The following is a 19,933-nucleotide window of genomic DNA, read 5'->3' on the forward strand; positions in this document are numbered from 1 at the left end:
CAACAGCGTCACTTCATCAGAGGATCTGCTCGTCGAGGGGGCGAATTACCATCAGTCCATAAACACCTGCCACATCTGAGGTCATGGTTGAGTACCCATGGTTTTCAGAAGCGCCGCAGGTAAAAGTAACCCTCTCCTGTAGGAATCCTGAAATCTGGGCTTTGCTTCGGGTCCCATTTGCCCGGAATACCGTTGCCCCAAACGTTGTCGAGTAACCGACCGGAGATCAACGCCGACCAGCCTGGCACCGGCTAGTTCCAACTTTCCACGGTCAGGGCTTCGGTCGTCAATGACCGACCGGGCATGCCGAACCGAGGCAAGTCGGATTTGCGCAACGCTCAGATGGACAAGATGATCAGCATCCGGAGAATCAAACGCAATATCACCGACAATGCCTTCGCCTAAGGAACACCACCGCATGCAAGGCGGCCGCAGAACAGATCGTGCGCAAGTACGGTTCATCAAAATCTGGCAGCCCACGTAGGAACGGCAAGATCGAGCACTTCAACCGGACCTGGCAACCCGAACGCCAATGCCAGATCATTCGCCAGCATCACCGACAGAGCTGCAGCACCGGCCACTGGCTCTACTACCTCCAGCACTGTACGCATCCATGCAGCCAACAAGACACCGATCGTGCGAGCGTCACCGACGTAATAGCTGTATTGAGCTAGCACAACTGCTTTAGACACACATGAGTGGCCTTTGACCTGCTGTGTACGCCGCTGGGAGGATAAGGGGCCGAAGGGCTTGAGATCACGACAACTTTGTGTGCGTGTCAATATCGCGCGCAACACCGCAATTAATTGGAGGTAGCTCTATGACCGCTGTAGAGAACGGAGATCATATCCTCTCGGAGGCTGGCGATGACGGCACCCTAACTGAGCAGGTAGGTCAAGAGGGCGCAGTGGAAGTCGTCGATCTAGTCGCAAGCAACGAGCACATCGGTCAGATTCCCGTCAAAATCTCATATGGCATCATTGAGCGCTTTTCGGAAGGGCTGTACAGCTCGCCAAACAAGACGTTCGAAGAGTTAATCACAAACTCGTATGATGCCGGGGCACGTGAGGTTTGGGTCTATCTTTCTTCGGACCTCTCATCGGATGATGCGACCCTTCTGGTGATTGACGACGGCGAAAGCATGACTCTTGATGGTCTTGCCGACTTGTGGAAAATCGGCGAGTCGCGCAAGCGGAGCGACTCACCGCCGCCTGGCCGCAAGAAACCGGTGGGCAAGTTCGGGATCGGCAAGCTAGCAACATACGTTTTGGCGGAGCAACTGACCTACATCGTCCACAGGGAGAATGAATATTTGGCCGTGACGATGGATTATGGGCGCGTCGCACATACTGCGGAACTCATGGACGGAGTGGATCTGTCCCTCGATGTCGTACGCCTCACCAAGGAACAGGCCCTGGAAGCCGTTGAGAAGTCCCTCGCGGGGACAGCGGTCGCTGAAACTGCAAGAGTCCTGAAGGCGCTCATTGACCTAGATCATTGGACTGCTGCGCTTCTCTCCAACCTGAAAACAACGGCTCGAGAAATCAAGCTTGGTAGATTACGTTGGGTGCTCAGTACGGCACTGCCCCTTAACCCCGAATTCCAGCTGTGGATGAATGACGAAGAAGTAAAGTCTTCAAAGGCGAACGGGGCAGAACTCTGGTCTTTTACTGTCGGTAAGGACGACTCCTCCCTTCCGAAGAGTGCAAAGAAGCCTTGGGGACCCGTTTCGGGCACTGAGGTCGAGGTGACTGAGTCCGGCGAAGTCGTCAAGGTTCCTGCCATCCGACTACCAAAGGCTGGGGTAGTTTGGGGTACCGCGACACTTTTCAAGCAGCCACTTCAGCGTGGAAGAAGTGAGGAAACGGCGCGGAGCCACGGCTTCTTCGTGAGAGTCCGAGGAAGACTCATTAATCTTGACGATGCCGACTTCTCGCTTGGGCCCGAACTCAGGCACGGTACTTTGACTCGCTTTCACATGGAAGTGAATGCCGATGATCTCGACGACCAAGTGGCGAGTGCCCGTGAGAACCTCAGGGAGTCCCAGCCGCTTCAAGAGCTGAAAAACTACCTGCTTGCTGTCTTCAATAAGGCGCGCGCTGTGTCGGCGGAACAGGATGACGGCGACGTCATCTCGTCTATCGGAAAAAATGGCCGGCTCGCCAAGCCGAGCACGGCACTTAGCCAAGGTCCGCTGCGCCGGTTGCTTCAGCGAGCAGTATCCGATGGGCCTGATGTTGCACAGAGCCTGGGGCTAACCGAATTAGGCGTCGAAAACGCCCAAGAGATTCTAACCGACGGTGGGGACGTGATCGAAAGCGTCTTGCTCGAAGAATACGACGCTGCTGAGCCCATGGCAGTCTACGACCCTTCCCGACGGGCCGTTGTACTTAACCAAACCCATCCGTTCGTCAGCAATTACATCGGAGGAAAGACAGTTGCGGAACCGCTCAAGCTCCTTGGCTTGAGCGAGGTTCTAACTCAGGCCTACTTGCTTGATGAGAATATATCGCCCGAAATTATCGAGCGAGTAATGCATCGGCGGGACGCGTTTCTGAGGGAACTAACGCTTCGCTTCCCAAGGTCCGCCCCGATAATTGCGCAGCGTCTACGCGATGCGACGAATGACGAAAATGCGCTGGAAGACGCTGTAGGCGACGCTCTAGAACTTCTTGGTTTCTCTGTGACCCGACTTGGGGGTGCCAAGCACGGAGCAGACGGAATTGTTACTGCACGTCTCGGAAGACGGGGCGAGGTAAGTGAGTCGTACGCGTTCACCTATGATGCCAAATCCACAAAAGACTCGGTTCGCGAGGTGCTCTCGGAGGAAACAGGGGAGTCTGTGGCGTCAAAGTCGCCGGGAAGAATTCGGGCTGATACGGCGCGGACGTCAGTGCTTCGCGTTCACCGAGAGAAGGCCGCGGAACGCCACGGGCTCGACATCGTACCAACTTTCACGCTTCTTATCGCCCCTGATTATCAGGGTGCTTTGGATGAGGAAGGTCTAATTAATGAAGTCTGCAAAAATGATGAAATAACAGCGATTCGAGTCGACGACTTGGCCCGCCTAGTGGAATTGTTCGCTCTGCAAGGGCTGAATCCTGCAGACCTTCGGACACTTTTCGACACCCGCACCCCGGAAGACACTCGTCTGTGGGTTGATCGCCAGGCCACTCAGGCTCGGATTCCTCGCCCACCCGTGGCCGTCCTCGTGGAGACACTGGTGGATAACAGTGAGAAGAAAGCCCCGATTGTTTTTGAAAGTCTTGCCGCATTTCTAGCGGTTAAGGGGCACGATATGGCGGTCCCGGAGATCGAGTCGTTGGTTCGGGGGCTCGCGGCTCTCGCACCGAAATCGGTTTACACCGATGGTCGGTATGTTGCCCTTAACTCTACGCCTGCGGCACTATACTCCGAGATAAGGGAATCACTCGATGTGTTCGACCCGGAGCTGGTCGCAGAGTATCTGGACACGGTCCCCGGACAAGAGTAGTCATGCGTTTGGACGGTGTCCCCATCCAAGGGCGCCGTCTCTAGACGCGCGAGGCCCTCGGATCCTTGTCGCCCTGTGGTCTGCCCGTCGCTCTGGCATGGCCGAGCGTGCGGATAGAGGCCGTTTGGGGCTTGGTATCTGCTGCCTTAGCCCCACATCGAGCCCATTCCGAACGGCTTCACGGGTTGCCCAAAGCTGGTCGCCTTTTCTGTCTCTTGGATCTGCGTCGCTGAGGCAAACGCTTCATGGCTGGTCGTTTCTGTCCGGTCAGGTTAGGGTCCAGGGGCGGCCACGTCACAAGTGCGCAACTTGCCGGCGAGGTGCTTTGACCAGGGCCCGTTCAACTGTGATGATTGCTTTCGTTAACGGCGTTTGAGAGCACCTGCTCGTGCCGAGTTGGTACGTCGAAGGAGCACAGCCTCATGGTGGCACGAACAATTCATCCCTTTCCGGCCAGGATGGCTCCTGATATCGCCATTGACCGCTTGGAGGCACATTCACAGAGCATGACTGTACTCGATCCGATGTGTGGTTCAGGAACGGTGCTTTCGGCTGCCGTGGCCAGAGGGCACTCTGCTATTGGCTTCGACATGGACCCTCTAGCTGTGCTCATGAGCACCGTCGCTGTCGAGCCTGTGTCGGTCGATGAAGTCGTGGAGGAGGCTGACCGCCAACTCGCAAAGGCCCGTGAGTCCACCGAGGATGCGCCCCGGTGGGACGACACAGAAACAGTCAAATTCGCGGAATTCTGGTTCGGTCCACGGCAAAGAAAAGAGTTGAATAGGCTTTCGAGGGCCCTGGACAATGTCGAGGACGCTGCTGTCCAGAGAGCCTTGCGAGTCGCTCTCAGCCGGGTAGTCGTGACAAAAAGCCCGAAAGCATCGCTCGCTGCAGATACGTCACACAGCAGGCCACACAGAGTTCTCACTGAGTCCGACTACGACGTTTACCAGGGTTTTGCGAAGTCGGTCGCGAGTCTGACGAAACTGCTCGGACAGCGAACCGTCGTGGGAGAGGCCAAGGTCTCAAGAGGCGACGCTCGAATGCTTAGCCTCCCTGATAGTTCGGTAGATCTGATCATCACCTCGCCTCCCTACCTAAACGCAATCGACTACCTGCGGGGCCATCGTCTGTCTTTGATTTGGTTCGGACACTCCATTCCAGAACTACGCAGGATTCGGTCGAACAGTATCGGTGCTGAACGGGCTCTGGTTGGTGATGCTCGGCAGCATGTGAATGACATGGTCGAGCGCATCAAGTTGTCCGTGAACAAGCCGGAGGTGCTTCCCCTAGCAACAATTACGCGCTATGCGCATGACCTGACATTGTTCGCGAGCGAGCTTTACCGAGTCAGTAAGAACAACGCAGAGGTCGTCACGGTGATTGGGAACTCGACGTTGCGGGGAAATTACATTCAGAACGATCTACTCGTGCGCGAGGCCTATGAGTTGGCAGGATTTGCGACGAAACAGCGAGTGGAGAGGGATCTGCCTGAGAATCTCCGCTATTTGCCGGTGAAGACTGCAGACCAAGGCTCCTCCATGGCCAAGCGCATGAGAACCGAAGTCGTGCTCACCGTGAAGAAGGCATGACAACGCCATTCGGTGACGCGCCTGGTGCCTTCTTTGAGGCAGGCGCGGTCACGGACCACATAAACGTCGAAATCAGCTTTCAGATCATCGGCCTGTTCTCAGAGGGGCTTTACAGTAGCCCTAATAAGGCTATCGAAGAGCTCGTTTCTAACGCCTTTGACGCTGATGCGACGTGCGTCCATACCGTCATGTCATCGGATCGTGCCGCACCCGATGCGTCAATCGCGATCATCGACAACGGCACGGGTATGGATGCTTCTGGCCTTAAGGTCCATTGGATTGTGGGTGATTCCGTCAAGGCAAGGAATCGGACAACAGCCAAGGGACGCAGAACGATCGGCAAGTTCGGCATCGGCAAACTTGCCGCGTACGTGCTGGGAACACGGCTCACGCACATCACCAAGTCGGGTGGAAAGTTTTTCTCCACAACAATGGACTTCACTGCAATTCCGGCGCCTGGGCCTGTAGGAGAGCGAGCAGAAACTGCCGAAGCTATTTCAGCTCCGCCTGTGGTGCTTCCTTTGCGCGAGTTAAGCGAAGCCGAAGCACATGTGGCTGTGCAGCCATGGCTTTCGAATGACGTCGGAAGGCAGGACCTCGTATTGTTCGGCGAGGGAGCCGAAGACACTTGGACTGTCGCTGTGGTGACGGACTTGAAGCCAATGGCCGTTGAATTGTCCACGGGAAAGCTCCGTTGGGTCTTATCAACAGCAATGCCATTGCGAGACGACTTTTCTCTTTACCTCAACTCAAACAAGGTCGTTCCGTCAAAAGCTGCGGCGAAGCAAGTTGGCAGGTGGGTCCTGGGCAAGGACATCGTGACTCTCCCCAGTCCCGCACCTAGTGAGTTAGATGTCGATACCAATGAAAAGGTTCCCGTTGGCGACTATCAACACTATCTACTTGTAGATAAGAGTTTGGGTCCTATCAGTGGGTACCTGGAAGTCTTTGAAGACTCGATTGGTGAAGGGAAATCGGCCGCTGTTGGCAGAAGCCACGGTTTCTTCGTGTATGTCCACGGAAGACTCATCAATCCGGAAGATTCTGGCTTCGGCATTGACCGAAACAGCTTGCAACACGGCACGTTCTCCCGTTTTCGTTTGGTAATTAACATTGACCGACTGGACGCCGAGCTCCGCTCCTCTCGAGAAACACTCCTATCAGGTCCCGTTGTCGAGCGATCGATGGACCTGTTGAAGGGTCTCTTCAATATTGCAAGAACCAAACTAGATGCCCACAAGTCTGAACTCGCGGCGGAGCGCCGCGCTTCCCAACGCTTCGCCGATAGTCCGGCGAGTCTGACAGAGAAGCCAATCATGAGAATGGTTGTCGATTCTTATGATGAGAAGATAAAGTCTCGGCACATCGCTCCAATAGACAAGACTGTCTTCGCTACTTCTGACAGGCTGGTCGAATTTCTCGAAAAACGAATAACAGACGGGGCGGGCCTGATCGGCGCCGTGGTCTACGCAGATTTGGGCACGCTTCTTCCTCTTTCGGTGCTTGATAGTGTCAGCGGGCAACTGTCAATCAATCTCGAACATCCGTTTGTGGCGCACTTTGCAGATGAGTTCAATGATAGGAAGAAGAACCTCCCGCTTGAGCTCTTTGCAATGGCTGAGATATTGCTAGAAGCGGGTCTCCATGATGCCAACTTCGGTGAAGCGGCAGTTTCCTCGGTCCTCGATGCCCGTGATGAGTTACTGCGGCACCTAGCAAGATCGTCGGGGGCGCGGAACTCGATAACTGTCGCCCAGGGCTTAATGAATTCACTTACAAGCGCAAAGGGGCTAGAAATTGCACTTGTTGAAACATTCCAGCAGCTTGGATTCGTAGCAGTCCCAAAAGCGGGTAAGGATGAGTCGGATGGCATCGCAGATGCTTTTCTTCCCGCCAACGATCAGGGCCTAGCGCGCTATCGGATCTCGCTGGAAGCGAAGAGTAAAGAGCGGCCTGGAGGCAAGGTCAAGAAGAGCAGCGTGGAGGTTTCGACGATCGCCAGGCATCGTGATGAAGCTGGCTGCGATTTCGCGCTGGTCGTTGGTCCTGATTTCGAAACCGGTCCAGATGATCTTGGGGCGGTTATGCGTGAAATCCAAGCCGATGCTCTTGCGAACCCAGGTAAAGGTATCACCCTCATGAGGGCACGCGACCTGGCGAGGCTGGTGAGGTTGGCGCCGATCAAGCGCGTGCACTTGGCAAAGTTCCGAGATTTGCTTGCTTCTTGCCAGAGTCCGTCAGAGGCGGAGGCTTGGGTAAACGATGTCGCCGACGCTGAGACTGAGAGTAGCCCTCACCAGCAGATACTGGAAACCGTTTGGGACCTTCAGCAAGAGGATACCGATCACACAGTAGAGTATGCCGCGCTTCGGACAGCTCTCCGATACTCGCGTAAGGTTACGATCTCCGATGCCGAGCTCAAACAGGAGTGCCTGGCACTGAGCAGGATGGCGCCCGGGTATTTCATCGCCCGCGACGATCGTGTAGAGCTCAATATCAGGCCGGAGAATGTGCTGGCCACGATTCACGCCTACGTTGATGATGTGCCTGCTGACGACAGTGACTTGACATAGCAAAAAGAGTTTTAGCCTATTCTCAGATGGGCCGGCGCAGCACTCTTAGTAAGGTGCTGCGGTGTCCGCAGTGAAGAGATGTGCTTTCGTGATCATTCCGTAGCTACTGGAGGGCCGGTTCGACAGCCTGCGTTGAAGCAGTACGGTTGCGAAGTCATGTCCTGTAGAATAGACGCTTGTGGATGAGCACCCAGGATTGTTCGACATATCGACGCCGCCAGAAGCAAATAGCTTAACTGACATGCCGATTAACGATGTGCAGATACGGAAGATTAGGGCTGCGTTTGATGATGCTGGTATTACTGACCAAGAAGAGCGTCGACGAATCATCAACTCTCTTATGGTTAGAGAAATAGGTTCGCTACGTGACCTGCACGCGGCGGAGGTTGCCAGGATTCTCGGCGCGATCGAGCAGCGGATGAAGCCGAAAGCAACGGGCTCATCCTGGGACACCCGCGAAGAAGACACGTGGATTGATAAGCTGTAACCAGACCTGCTGAGTTGTTGCGCCTAGTCAATTGGGCGTGAACGCCTTCGGCAACGCCTGATCTTTTCGAATGTTTTGCTTGGGATGGACTGTGATGAAGCTGGTTGGACCCATTGCTTCAGAACATCGTGATCAGTTCTAGCTCATTTGTCGAGGGTAGATACTTCAGTGCGGCAATATATCGCCTGGGATCCCCTTGTAAGTCTGGAAATTCTAGTTGTACGTTAAACTTCATTGAATCAAGATCTGCGCAGGGAACGCCGTCTCTGCTTCCCCTAACGAACTCCAAGTTAAACATCAGGTTGTTACTCAGCTTGGCTCTTATTGCCGTCTCGAGAGCAGCGTGATCTAATGACGCGAGGCCTGCCTTCTTTAGCGAAGAACCGTGGTCTCTGTGCAGATACTCGAAGCGTGACTGAGTCATTGCGAGATTCATCGTAGATATCGGATCTCCCGCTCCTCCCAGTGTGTTGATACCCATTGAGCTGTCCTCGTCCGCCCACGTGGATACTCCGTTGTCCATCCGGTGGCTTAGAAGTATCCCAAAGAGCTCGTCGTTCACACCGAAAGCCGAGAATCCGTAGTCTCCGATCGGGTAACCTGGCAAGTTTGGGTGACCGTCCTCATCGTGAGGGGTAATAAGCAGCGAATTGAGCCGGATGGCATATTGGGGTAAATACATTCCACTCTTCAGGGGATTCCAGCACGAACAGTCAGCGTAACCGATGTAGGCGTCATGCTCGGCAAGACGAATATGAATATCACCTAACTGCTTTGTTGAAAGGTTTGTTAGATAAACGATGTAGTACTCGCTATTTACGTGCTTAGGAATCTCGTCAGCGAGTACTAAGTATTCGCTGAAAGCCGTAGCCAGCAGATCTGCGGGGACGTGCACGATATCCCCAAGACGGATTGCGGTTTTCGAGGGCCCATGGTCGCGGAGCGCGGGGAGCCAGACTGTGGCTATTTCAAGACCATACCAAGCCTTCTTGATCCTTGCGGGGTCGAATAAGAATGCGGCCTCATGACGATCACGCCCAGTTATGAGGGCCTTGCCCAGGCTGTTGTATTCGATGCCCCCCGTTTCCAGGTCGCTGACCAGTCGGGCATGGAGCATTCGAACTACTTTTCCCATGTCGTACGACGTCAGGTTTAGTGTTTTGGATAGTACACGAAGTCCGAGATGGGTGTAGCTGTCCAATGTGTGGATCCTAAATGGCTTTCCAATTAGGTCGTCATTGCTCGCTGTTTCCACCATGAGACTAGTCTGGCACAGTGAAGGCAGCGTGTCCGCACGCATCTAAATCGGCTCAGTGGCTTCGTAGTGAGTTGGGGGGGAAGAGTGCTCTTCTTTGGATAGAGAGCTTAGGTTCCTCAAGGACCGTCGGATTCACCGTTCTGCCATAAACGAATTGTGCCTCTGACCAAGTGGGCGTGTGGGTAAATTTTTTTCCAGAAAGGAGCAGTCCAGTGGTGACTGATCGCGCAACGGCTACTGACACTGCAATGAGAGCCGACGCTGATTTCGCCGGACGCGCCATCAGCGCATTTACAAGGCCAGAGCTTGCCGACGCGGTTCCTGTGCTGTCGTTCTGTCTTGGCAGCTACTTTTCACTCTTTGTATATGAGGGCTATGCCCGTCTACCGGAGGTTGCTCCGCAGCTACAACTGTCTCTTTCACCGCTGGCGCAGAGTGTGACTGCGCGATCGCGGCACAGTCTGAAGTTCTTCGAAGATACGAAGCGAGGGATCGAAGGCCAAGTCGCCTATTTTGAAGATGAGATCTTTCCCGCCCATGCACAGCGCTTCTATGGAAACACGTGGTTGCCACTTGCGCGCCGCTGGGAGAAGGATCTCGGCTTCTACCGCTATGCAGGTCGGCTCGTGTCGACAACGCATGCGGCGACGTTCGGTCTGGGACTTGATCCAAAGACAATGTTTGATGAGAACGCAGGACCAGAGCTGAGACGGATCATGACTGAGTACGGACAGTACTTCAGAGCGCTGGGTGCCGCTCTCGATCCCACGGCAATATCGTTCTTGGACGATGTTGATGTGTCGCAGTTTGGGGAGTTGGGTGATGACGTTCGAAGTGAGCGTTTCTATCGGCGAATATTCAATGGCGAAGCGACGCCAAGTATCAACGCTCTGATGACAGTGTTCCAGGCGAGTATGAATTTCGTGGATGTGCTGCTGCCATCGAGCCTGGAGTACAGCGTCTTCAAGATCCGTTACCTGACGGTTTACCAGGTACTTCGCAGCCTAGAAATGCTCCGAACCGAACGGGCCTCTGAGTTGAGCGCCGAATCATGGTCGGCTATCGCAGGAATCGTGGATACTGCCGAAGCCCAGCTAATCATTGACTCGTCAGCTAAGCCGTTTCGCAATACGCTCATGCACTACGGACCGGATAACCGGATCGATCTCACGCTAGTCGACGAAAACGATCTCATCGGTAGCCTCGTACCGCTCTGCTATGGCGGCATGACAGCGACGGACTTCGCGGCTCAATTGGATACCCTTATAGCTCACACTACCGAATGCCTGGACGCTTGGGCACGAGGATAGTTAGGACTGTAAGTGCTGGTACGGACTCCGCATCTCGACGCCAGCTTTAACCAGTCGTGACCGCACCGTATGAGCAGTCACGCCCATGCGCTTTCCAATCGTTGCCAGAGAATCGCCTTGTTAGTAGAGCCTGACCGCTTCCTTGATCTGCTGTTCATCCAGGCCAATCTTGCGTAGGGTGACGGCTTGCCGGCGTAGATGCTTATTGACAGTCTCTCGGCTGATCCCGTACTTAAAGGCTAGCTCTTTGACTCGCATGCCAGCTTGGTAGTCCGCTGCCATAGTCTCGGCCTGGTCGGCCTTCAGCTGCGGGAAGCGGCGGGGGAGCGGCCGACCCTGCGGGGTCTTGGGTGGTCTGGCCTGGATCTTCTCGATCAAGGCTAGTAACTCGAGATGCTCGGTACCTTTGGTCGAACATGCTTGTAGGACGCCCACCAAGAAGCTAATGATTATCATTAGTTATAGTCACAATTACAGAGGTCAGAGACGCGTGCAAGGCGTCTCTTTCTGTTTTCGCGGTACACATAGGTGCGACCTGAAACGCGCGGGGCAGTCGATCTGACCCCCGTTAGACCGGTTCGAAGTACATAGGGTATTTTTGTTCACGGTACATCGCCCCGACCCCTGTTAAATCCTTCCCCTATGTACCGTGAACGTATTTCCGCACTTGCCCGAATCGGCCTTTGGGCGCATAGTGACGACATTAAATGGGGAAATAGTGAATGCCGCGCCTAACGTTCCAAGAGTTTGCTAGCTGCCACAACTGGCTCCGACAACTGTGGCTGGACTCAGCAACAAGCAGGCTTTTCATGCAGTTGCCGGCGCGCCAGCAATGGGAGCTGCACGAATTTTATCGACCCGCGGATGCGCCGACTGGAGAAGAACTGGCCGCGCACTTCACAGCTATTAAGCGTCAACATTCGCACCTGTCCGTCTTGGCGGGGCATCACCATGGCGCCATCCTAAAAGCCTACGCTGCGCAGGAGGCTGGGCTCGCAAGTCCATCTAAGCAGCGCGGTAAAGCCAAGGTTCATTTCATCGTCCGGCCATATGTTGATACCGAGCGCGCCGCTGCAGCTCTGAAACTAATCGACTCTTCAATCGATAAGAATGCGCTCAAATAGTGCTTGGTTGAGCAGGCGCTTGGCGGCCGACGGTGCATCACGGTAGACGCGCCATAGTGGCTGTGTGATGCCTTGTTGCCGAAGCGTTGCCTGGATGTGTGGTGGAAGTTGGATATGGCGATAGCTACGTTCAACATCTTTCTCGACCTGATCGATCCGAACCGCCCGCATGTGGCAAGAGTGCGGGTCTTTCGTTCGCCCGCTACAGACGAAGTAGGAATACATGCGACTGCGGGCAGAGTGCGCATTGTGAACGTGCATGCGGGATCCACACTGACCGCAGTAAAGACTCGAGATTAAGAAGTGAGGGTGTTTCCGTATCCGTTTACCGTTACGTCGGGACGCCAGAATAGTTTGGACGAGTTGCCAGGTTGCTGCGTTGACGAGTGGTGGATGTATCCCTTTAATATGGCCGCCGTCATAGTGGACGAGGCCTGCGTAGTACGGGCTGGTGAGGATCGCCTGTAGGCGTGGTGCGGTCAGGGGTCTTGACGGCTGGAGCGCGGTTGCTCGGGAGACCAATCCTTGGCCCGTGAGGTGCGCGGCGAGCTGATTGAGAGCCCAAGCGCCGGTTGCGTAAAGGCGGAATGCTTCGCGAACGAGCGGTGCACGCTGCGGGTCGAGAATGATGTCACGTACTTCACGGCCATGCTCGTCGATAGTGCGGCGGTTGAGATAGCCAAGCGGCGCTCGGCCGAGTGTGCCGCCGCGCCTGGCTTTCTGCTGCATGCCTTTTACGACGTCTGCTGAAAGGTTCCGGCTGTAGAACTCGGCGAGTGTGCTCATGATGCCATGGATCAGTCTGCCGCTTGGGGTCTCGTCAATATTTTCAGATGTGGAGATTAGTTGGACACCGGCTGCTGCCAGGATCTTGCTGATTTCAACATCCCCGGCCCACGTCCTAGCTAAGCGATCGATCTTGTGCACGATGACGAAGTCGATGCCTGGTGTTCCCTGGATGTAGACGAGCATTGCTTGAAGTGCCGGCCGGTTGGTGTTGGTTCCGGTTCGACCACGCTCGACAAACTCCTTCGTGACTAGGGCGCCGAGATTTTCAGCTTTGCACTGGATCGCTTCACGCTGCGCCGGGATGCTGAAACCTTCTTCATGTCCATCCTTCTCGGCCTGATCTCTTGTTGAGACGCGGATGTACGACACGGCTCGTTTGGGTTCTAGTGCCTCGCTGAGTACTCCATCATCCGGTTTACTTGTTTGTGGGGACCAACCCGTCTCCATCTGATTGCCCTCCACTTATTCGCACTATGAGTTATGCGTCAAAGTAATCATTTGTCTATGAATATCCTTACAGTAGCCTTTGTGTGGTTTGAACTGGCTCATTATTCAAATGACTTGCTGTAAATTATAAACTTGGCTTGTCTTCGTCGCAGTGTCATAATATGAGCACATATTATTTAGAATTTTGGAGATTTTTACTTGAGAATAAAGCGTGTTGAAGTTGAGAACTTTCGTTGCCTGGATAAGGTTGTCGTAAATTTTGATAAGATAACTACTCTTATTGGGCCGAATGGCGCCGGAAAGTCATCGGTCCTGCGGGCATTGGACTGGTTCTTCAACGGTGACAAGAGCGCTGTCTTGACAGCGGAGGATGTATTCGCAGGCGCTCAGGAGCAAAAGATTGTGGTGCGGGTTGATTTCTGTCAGCTCACAGGCAGCGATCGGGAGCTACTTGGTGACAAGTACGCGCCGACTGGCGTTGATGAGTTCTCGGTATGGCGCATTTGGGAAGACGGCAAGGACAAGATCACCGGTAAGGCGCTGGCTTTTGGTCCGTTCGAGGAAGTAAGGGCAGCATCCGGTGCCGGTCCAAAGAAGACTGCCTACGAGAAGGTAATTGCCGAGCATAGCGACCTCGCCTTTCCCAGATGGACAAACGCTGGTGCCGCTGACGCAATGCTCGACGCATGGGAGAGGGAGCATCCCGAATTACTCAGCCCAGCCCAGGTTTCGGACACTAACTTTTTCGGTTTTGCGGGCCAGGGACGTCTATCGGGACTTTTTGACTTTGTACTCATAACGGCTGATCTTCGAGCGTCTGAAGAGGCCCAAGATACGAAGACGAGTGTCATCGGACGAATCATTGAGAAGACAGTTGATCGCTCCGCCGCTGATGAAGAGCTCACTAGCCTCAATGACGAGCTAACGTCTCGACATGCCGAGATTTCAGAGCGCCATTTTGCGAGCCAACTTCGGACGTTATCTGCCGATCTCACTGCGGAGGTGGAGTCTTTTGCACCCGGACGATCGATTGACGTCGGTTCTGTGCAGGCAGAATTCAAGCCTCAAGCAACTAGATTCAACGTCAAGGTGGACGATCACGGAACCAGAACCAACATCGACCGCCAAGGCCACGGGTTCCAACGATCATTGCTGATTGCTGCCCTAAAACTCCTTGCACATCGAGGGGCTGCGAACAAAGACGAGAGTGTCATCTACCTAGCGATAGAAGAACCTGAGCTATTCCAGCACCCGACCCAAGCTAAGGCATTTGCGACTGTTCTGAGGAACCTCGCGGAGGATGCCGCTTCGGGCATCCAAGTTGGCTATGCCACGCACAGCCCTTACTTCATCGAACCCACCTACTTTGACCAAGTTCGACGAGTGCAGCGTTCTGCTGATGCTTCGGCTAGTCCTCAGGTTATTGTCTACGAAGCGTCGATGGATGCGGTGGTGCAGGAACTGGACACTTTCCTTGATGAAAGTGCTGTAAGAAGCAGACTCGACAATGCTTGTCTTAATGAACTACGAGATGCAATGTTCGCGTCGGCCGTTCTCGTGGTGGAGGGTTCAACTGACCGGGCGATTATCGAAGGTGCCGCCGAGGCCGATACACCGCTATCTAGCCTCGGGGTTGAAGTAGCTGTCGCAACATCCAAGGGGCAAATCCTGTTGCCAGCGGCAATTCTGCGTCGGCTTGGCATACCGCACTTCATTTTGTTCGACGCCGACAAAGATTCAGGACAGAGAGTGCGGGCAAAGGGTTCGCCCGAAGCGGTCGCCGTAGCTCAAGAGGGGAAGGATGCCAAGGATAACCGAACCATGCTGCGCTTCCTTGGCGAATCTGAAACAGACTGGCCAAGTGGGTTCTGTGGTACGGCAGCATGGGCTATGGAAGATATGCTCGAAACTTTTGTCTCCATCAAATGGCCTCAGTTCGAGATTGAACGACAATCTCTGGTAGACGCCGGACGAGGTGCCGATGGCAAGAATGCGGCCACATATAGAATCGCGGCCAAGAACGCTGGTTCGCCGCCGGCTGATCTTGCGACAATTATTTCTCACGTATCAAGCATGGTTGCTTAGATATGGTGACTGTGGTTGATAAGTATCTTGGCGGATGGCGTCCGAGTCGTGACTAATCGCCTAAGAGTCATAGACAGTGCAATCCAGGCCGACGCTGTTTTTGTAGGACGCGTCATCAGCGCTTTAACGCGACCCGAGCTGGCCAAGAATGCTCATACGGTGTCGTTCTGTCTTGCGAGCTACTTCTCGCTGTTTCTCTATGAAGGCTATGCCCGTCTCCGTGAAGTTGCTCCTCAGCTGCAAGTGTCTCTTTCTCCGCTTGCTCAGAGCGTGACGGCGCGATCTCGACACAGTCTGAAGTTCTTCGAAGATACCAAGCGAGGGATCGAGGGGCAGATGGCTTACTTTGAGGATGAAATCTTTCCCGCCCACGCACAGCGGTTCTTGGGCAACACCTGGTTGCCCTTTGCGAGACGCTGGGAAACGGATCTTGGGTTCTACCGGTATGCAGGGCGGCTCGTGTCGACCACGCATGCAGCGACATTCGCGATGGGGTTTGAGCCAGGGATCTTGCTGGATAAGCAGGTCGCAGGCTCGGAACTTCTTCGTGTGATGAATGAGTATGGACAGTACTTTGGTGGACTTGGTGCCACGCTCGATCCCACGGCAGCATCGTTCTTGGATGATGTTGACGCATCCCAGTTCGGCGACGTGGGCGATGACGTTCGGAGTGAGCGTTTCTATCGGCGAGCTTTCAACGGTGAGGCGACGCCGAGCATCAATGCTTTGATGACGGTGTTTCAGTCGAGTATGAATTTTGTGGATGTGTTGATGCCTTCGAGTCTGGAGTACAGCGTCCTCAAGATTCGTTTTCTCACGGTCTACCAGGTACTCCGTAGTCTAGAGATGCTGCGTACGGAACGGGCGTCGGAGCTGAGCGTTGAATCCTTGTCGGCTATCGCGGGAATCGTAGATACCGCCGAAGCGCAGATGATTACCGATCCGTCAGCTAAACCATTTCGCAATACACTCATGCACTATGGGCCGGATAGCCGGATCGATCTCACTATGGTGGACGAGAACGATCTCATAGGAAGTCTCGTGCCGCTCTGCTATGTCAGTATGACAGCGACGGACTTCGCAGCACAGTTGGACGCCTGCATCACTCACACAGCAGAGGGTTTGAACACTTGGGCGCAAAGCTGACTACGGCATTAAGTGCTCGTACGAACTCCGCATCTTTACGCCCGCTTCAGCCAGCCGTGACCGCACCGTATGTGCTGTCACGCCCATGCGCTTCCCGATCGCGGCTAGTGAGTCACCTCGTTCGTAGAGCCTGACTGCTTCCTTGATCTGTTGCTCGTCCAAGCCGACCTTGCGGGGCTCGACAGCTTGCCGACGAAGATGTTTGTTAACAGTCTCTCGGCTGATCCCGTACTTAACGGCGAGCTCCTTCACTCGCATGCCGGCCTGGTAGTCCGCTGCCATGGCTTCGGCTTGGTCGGCCTTGAGCTGCGGAAAGCGGCGGGGGAGCGGCCGATCCTTCGGCTGTTTGGGTGGTCTAGCTTGGATCTTCTCGATCAGGCATCGAAGCTCCAGATGCGCGGTACCTTGATTCGAATAAGCTTGTAGGACGCCCACTTCGGAAGAAAGACCCCGCTCACTGAGCGGGGTCTTTCTGTTATTCACCTCCCGGTCCCTGGAGGCTACTCCGCAGGACGCGCGAATTCGGCGCCGCTGACGAACTCGACGCCTTGGAAGGGTTGATCGCCCACCACATGGGCGTTGTGACCCGGTGGGATGGTGTAGGAGTCGCCGGCTGAAATGCTGATCTTGCCACCGTCATTGGTTTCTACCTCCAGGTTGCCGGAAAGGCAGAACCCGACGTGGCTCAATTCGCAGGAGTCGGTGCCAACTACAGGCTTGATGCAGTCGGCCCAGGTCCAGCCTGGTTCAAAGGTCATACGGCCGATTGTGTAATCTCCCACGGTAACGAGGTCCAGGACCGTCTTATCGGGGCGTCGCGTTTCGTCGGGAGAGTTGTGGGACTTTACTTCAAGGTTCGTGACAACATTGACACTCATGGCTTCTCGCAGGGAAAGGGGAGCCCGATGATGAGTGGATCCCGGTGCCTGGCTCCAAGGGTCGCCGTGACCTGTGCCTGCCGCCTTGGTGGTCTCCAGCCGAAGGCATGACAGGTGTTTGCGTGGTGCAAGCACTAGGTTCCTCCCAAGCCGCCCTAAAGTCGAGACAGTTAAGCATGAAAGCGAGAACCACACCGTGACGGCAATGGATGTTGAAGCGCTCTTGGGTACGTTGAGCAGGCTTCCCGACGTCGAAGCGGATAACCTGCAGGCCTTCGATGCCACAGACAGGCTCCTGTTGGACACGGCGGCGGATCTGCTGGGGCCTGACACGAAGGTGGTTGTCATCGGCGACCGCTATGGTGCGCTGACATTGGGCACCTTGGCTGGGCTCGGCGTCGGGCATGTAGGCGTCAGCCAGGACCTTTTCACTGGAAGGCTTGCGCTGAAACGCAATGCCGCGGTGGCTGGCTTGGAGGGACGTTTCACCGAATACGAACTGAACCGGGACTTGCTGGACGGTGCAGGCGTTGTGCTTCTGCAGTTGCCTAAGTCTCTGGCTGAGTTGGAGGAAATCGCCGACGCCGTAGCGCGGTTTGCGGCGCCGGATGCGGTCCTGCTGGCCGGGGGTCGCGTGAAGCACATGTCACTCGGCATGAATGAGGTCCTGGAACGCTACTTCTCATCAGTCCAGCCGCAACTTGCCCGGCAGAAATCCCGGGTCCTGGTGGCACGGGACCCCAAAGCGACGCCCGGAAAGCGTCCCTTTCCTGTGGTGGAGTCGCTGCCGGAGTTGGGAATCACGGTGTGCGCGCATGGTGCTGCTTTCTCCGGCGCCCGTCTGGACATAGGCACGCGCTACCTTCTGACGTTCCTGGATCGTATGCCGGCATCGAAGCAGGTTGTGGATCTGGGCTGCGGGACCGGTATTCTCGCCACAATGTATGCGCTTCGCCACCCGGATGCCCGCGTCGTAGCCACCGACCAGTCAGCTGCAGCCGTTGCTTCAGCCAGGGCGACGGCCGCTGCAAACGGGTTGGGGAGCGGGTGGCAGTGATCCACGATGATGCCATGTCCACCCTTGAGCCTGGCAGTGTTGACCTCATCTTGCTGAACCCGCCGTTCCATCTGGGTGCCAGTGTGCATGCCGGCGCTGCGCTCAAGATGTTTCAAGCGGCCGCCCGTGTTCTTGCCCCCGGGGGAGAGTTATGGACCGTCTACAACAGCCATTTACAGTACCGGGCCGCCCTGGAACGGAACATCGGGCCAACGGTGGAGGAAGGCCGGAATCCGAAGTTCACTGTGACTCGAAGCCGGAAGTCCTGAGCCTGGCCATCAAGCGACTGCCGCAACGGCGGTGGCATGGAATGCAGCGGCATCGTTACCAAGCCCTGACACCTGCGTCAGCGTGTGCTCGTATCCGAAGCGGCGGCGGTATCGTACGATTCAGACAAAGACCATCTTCGACGAAGTTCATCCCAATGACGAGGGGCATCAGTGACTGAGATCCGGCAGCCGACACCGAGGCGCGGAACCAACCTTCCCCGCATGGGGGACTTCAACCTGACCGTAATTCTGGAGGCGATCCGGCGGTCATCGGGCGGTCTCAGCCGTGTTGAGCTGGCTCAGATCGTGGGCCTTTCCCCACAGACGATTTCGAACATCTCCCGGCGCCTCCTGGACCAGCAGCTGATAGTGGAGGCCGGTAAGGAAGGCTCGGGCCCCGGCAAGCCGAGGACCATCCTGCGCCTCAACCCGGCGGGTATGTACGCGGTGGGCGTTCATCTGGACCCGGCCGTCATCACCTTTGTGGTCCTCGACTTGCTGGGCGACGTCGTAAGGCATTCGCGGATGGCAACCCCCGGTGGTGACCCTGCCGACGTGATTACCAGCATCGCCGAACAGATCAATGTCCTGATCGAAGAGTCAGGCGTCGATGCTTCCAAGATCGCCGGGCTCGGTGTTGCGGTTCCGGGCCCGATCGACCTCGACGAGGGCTCCGTGGTGGAGCCGCCCCTCCTGACGCGATGGAACCGCGTGCGCATCCGCGAGGCCTTGGCCGAAGCCACCGGCATGGAAACGTTGGTGGACAAGGACGTGACAAGTGCCGCGGTGGCGGAAACCTGGGCCGGTGGCGCGAGTGGGGCCGGCAGCTTCGTGTTCATGTACATGGGAACCGGTATCGGCTGCGGCATTGTGCTCAATGACGAAGTAGTGCGCGGCACTTCCGGCAATGCCGGCGAAATCGGCCACATCGTGGTGGACCCCAACGGTCCGCAGTGTGATTGTGGATTGCACGGCTGCGTCAAGTCTTCCTGCATTCCGCAGGTGCTGGTGGCCGAGGCCGAAGCCGCCGGTTTGCTTGAAGGGCACCGGGAGGGTGCTGACGGCCCTGAAGTCCAGGAACGCTATGCCGCGTTGTGCGACAAAGCAGATGCTGGTGACGCCAAAGCCATTGCCATCCTGGACAAGTCCGCCACACTGGTGGCACGCGCCGTTTCCATCGTGACCAACACACTGGACGTGGAGCGCGTCGTCTTTGGTGGTCCGTTCTGGGGGCGGATGTCCCCTTACTTCCTGGAACGCGTTCCGGATTTGCTGGACAAGAACAACGCAGCCCGCATGATCCATGACCTGGAAGTCGTGGGAACCGGTGTAGGTGAAGACGTTGGCGCCATTGGTGCCGCCTGCCTGGTTCTGGAGCACATGCTGGCTCCGCGCGCGCAAAGGCTCCTGCTGGAAGGCTAGTTC

The 19,933-nt window shown here is 55.8% G+C and carries 15 protein-coding genes and 1 pseudogene; 10 read left to right on the forward strand and 6 right to left on the reverse strand.

Annotated features, from left to right (window positions below):
- Positions 1–461: 461 nt before the first annotated feature.
- A complete protein-coding gene (locus AC6CH8_RS18685) occupies positions 462–692 on the reverse strand; it encodes a hypothetical protein (RefSeq protein WP_498191845.1) in 231 nt (76 codons plus the stop codon).
- A 128-nt stretch (positions 693–820) separates the two neighbouring features.
- Between AC6CH8_RS18685 and AC6CH8_RS18690 the strand changes: the two genes are divergently transcribed.
- From AC6CH8_RS18690 to AC6CH8_RS18705, 4 genes are all read left to right on the forward strand, one after another.
- A complete protein-coding gene (locus AC6CH8_RS18690; RefSeq protein ID WP_498191846.1) occupies positions 821–3,493 on the forward strand; it encodes an ATP-binding protein in 2,673 nt (890 codons plus the stop codon).
- A 422-nt stretch (positions 3,494–3,915) separates the two neighbouring features.
- Positions 3,916–5,085, forward strand: a complete 1,170-nt coding sequence (locus AC6CH8_RS18695) for a hypothetical protein (protein WP_498191847.1) — start codon at positions 3,916–3,918, stop codon at positions 5,083–5,085.
- A complete protein-coding gene (locus AC6CH8_RS18700) occupies positions 5,082–7,658 on the forward strand; it encodes an ATP-binding protein (protein ID WP_498191848.1) in 2,577 nt (858 codons plus the stop codon). Before AC6CH8_RS18695 ends, AC6CH8_RS18700 begins: the two co-directional genes overlap by 4 nt.
- Before the next feature lie 178 nt (positions 7,659–7,836).
- The gene (locus tag AC6CH8_RS18705) at positions 7,837–8,145 is read left to right on the forward strand and encodes a hypothetical protein (RefSeq protein WP_498191849.1); all 309 of its coding nucleotides are present in this window, start codon (positions 7,837–7,839) and stop codon (positions 8,143–8,145) included.
- A 118-nt stretch (positions 8,146–8,263) separates the two neighbouring features.
- On the opposite strand, the gene AC6CH8_RS18710 is transcribed toward AC6CH8_RS18705, so the two are convergent.
- Complete coding sequence (locus tag AC6CH8_RS18710) at positions 8,264–9,403, reverse strand: hypothetical protein (RefSeq protein WP_498191850.1); 1,140 nt, start codon at positions 9,401–9,403, stop codon at positions 8,264–8,266.
- A 215-nt stretch (positions 9,404–9,618) separates the two neighbouring features.
- On the opposite strand from AC6CH8_RS18710, the gene AC6CH8_RS18715 reads away from it, so the two are divergent.
- Complete coding sequence (locus tag AC6CH8_RS18715; protein ID WP_498191851.1) at positions 9,619–10,713, forward strand: hypothetical protein; 1,095 nt, start codon at positions 9,619–9,621, stop codon at positions 10,711–10,713.
- A 120-nt stretch (positions 10,714–10,833) separates the two neighbouring features.
- Here the strand turns inward: AC6CH8_RS18715 and AC6CH8_RS18720 are convergent, their stop codons facing one another.
- A complete protein-coding gene (locus AC6CH8_RS18720; protein ID WP_498191852.1) occupies positions 10,834–11,091 on the reverse strand; it encodes a hypothetical protein in 258 nt (85 codons plus the stop codon).
- A 431-nt stretch (positions 11,092–11,522) separates the two neighbouring features.
- Here AC6CH8_RS18720 and AC6CH8_RS18725 point away from each other — a divergent pair, with 431 nt between their 5' ends.
- Complete coding sequence (locus tag AC6CH8_RS18725; protein ID WP_498191853.1) at positions 11,523–11,837, forward strand: hypothetical protein; 315 nt, start codon at positions 11,523–11,525, stop codon at positions 11,835–11,837.
- Here the strand turns inward: AC6CH8_RS18725 and AC6CH8_RS18730 are convergent.
- Positions 11,811–12,995 carry a recombinase family protein gene (locus tag AC6CH8_RS18730; protein ID WP_498191854.1) on the reverse strand — a complete coding sequence of 395 codons (1,185 nt, stop codon included), beginning with the start codon at positions 12,993–12,995 and terminating at the stop codon, positions 11,811–11,813. The two genes, AC6CH8_RS18725 and AC6CH8_RS18730, sit on opposite strands and share 27 nt — an antisense overlap.
- Positions 12,996–13,271: 276 nt before the next feature.
- On the opposite strand from AC6CH8_RS18730, the gene AC6CH8_RS18735 reads away from it, so the two are divergent.
- Both AC6CH8_RS18735 and AC6CH8_RS18740 read left to right on the forward strand, forming a co-directional pair.
- The gene (locus tag AC6CH8_RS18735) at positions 13,272–15,158 is read left to right on the forward strand and encodes an ATP-dependent nuclease (RefSeq protein ID WP_498191855.1); all 1,887 of its coding nucleotides are present in this window, start codon (positions 13,272–13,274) and stop codon (positions 15,156–15,158) included.
- Between the two features lie 48 nt (positions 15,159–15,206).
- A complete protein-coding gene (locus AC6CH8_RS18740) occupies positions 15,207–16,304 on the forward strand; it encodes a hypothetical protein (protein ID WP_498191856.1) in 1,098 nt (365 codons plus the stop codon).
- On the opposite strand, the gene AC6CH8_RS18745 is transcribed toward AC6CH8_RS18740, so the two are convergent.
- On the reverse strand, positions 16,305–16,787 hold the full coding sequence (locus AC6CH8_RS18745) for a hypothetical protein (RefSeq protein WP_498191858.1): 483 nt from the start codon (positions 16,785–16,787) through the stop codon (positions 16,305–16,307).
- A gap of 17 nt (positions 16,788–16,804) precedes the next feature.
- On the reverse strand, positions 16,805–17,317 hold the full coding sequence (locus tag AC6CH8_RS18750) for a cupin domain-containing protein (RefSeq protein WP_498191875.1): 513 nt from the start codon (positions 17,315–17,317) through the stop codon (positions 16,805–16,807).
- Here AC6CH8_RS18750 and AC6CH8_RS18755 point away from each other — a divergent pair.
- A pseudogene (locus AC6CH8_RS18755) lies at positions 17,256–18,508 on the forward strand (class I SAM-dependent methyltransferase). The gene AC6CH8_RS18750 and the pseudogene AC6CH8_RS18755 sit on opposite strands and share 62 nt — an antisense overlap.
- A gap of 171 nt (positions 18,509–18,679) precedes the next feature.
- Complete coding sequence (locus AC6CH8_RS18760) at positions 18,680–19,930, forward strand: ROK family transcriptional regulator (protein WP_091467934.1); 1,251 nt, start codon at positions 18,680–18,682, stop codon at positions 19,928–19,930.
- Positions 19,931–19,933: the final 3 nt, after the last annotated feature.

The organism is Paenarthrobacter sp. GQ52 (assembly GCF_059759005.1).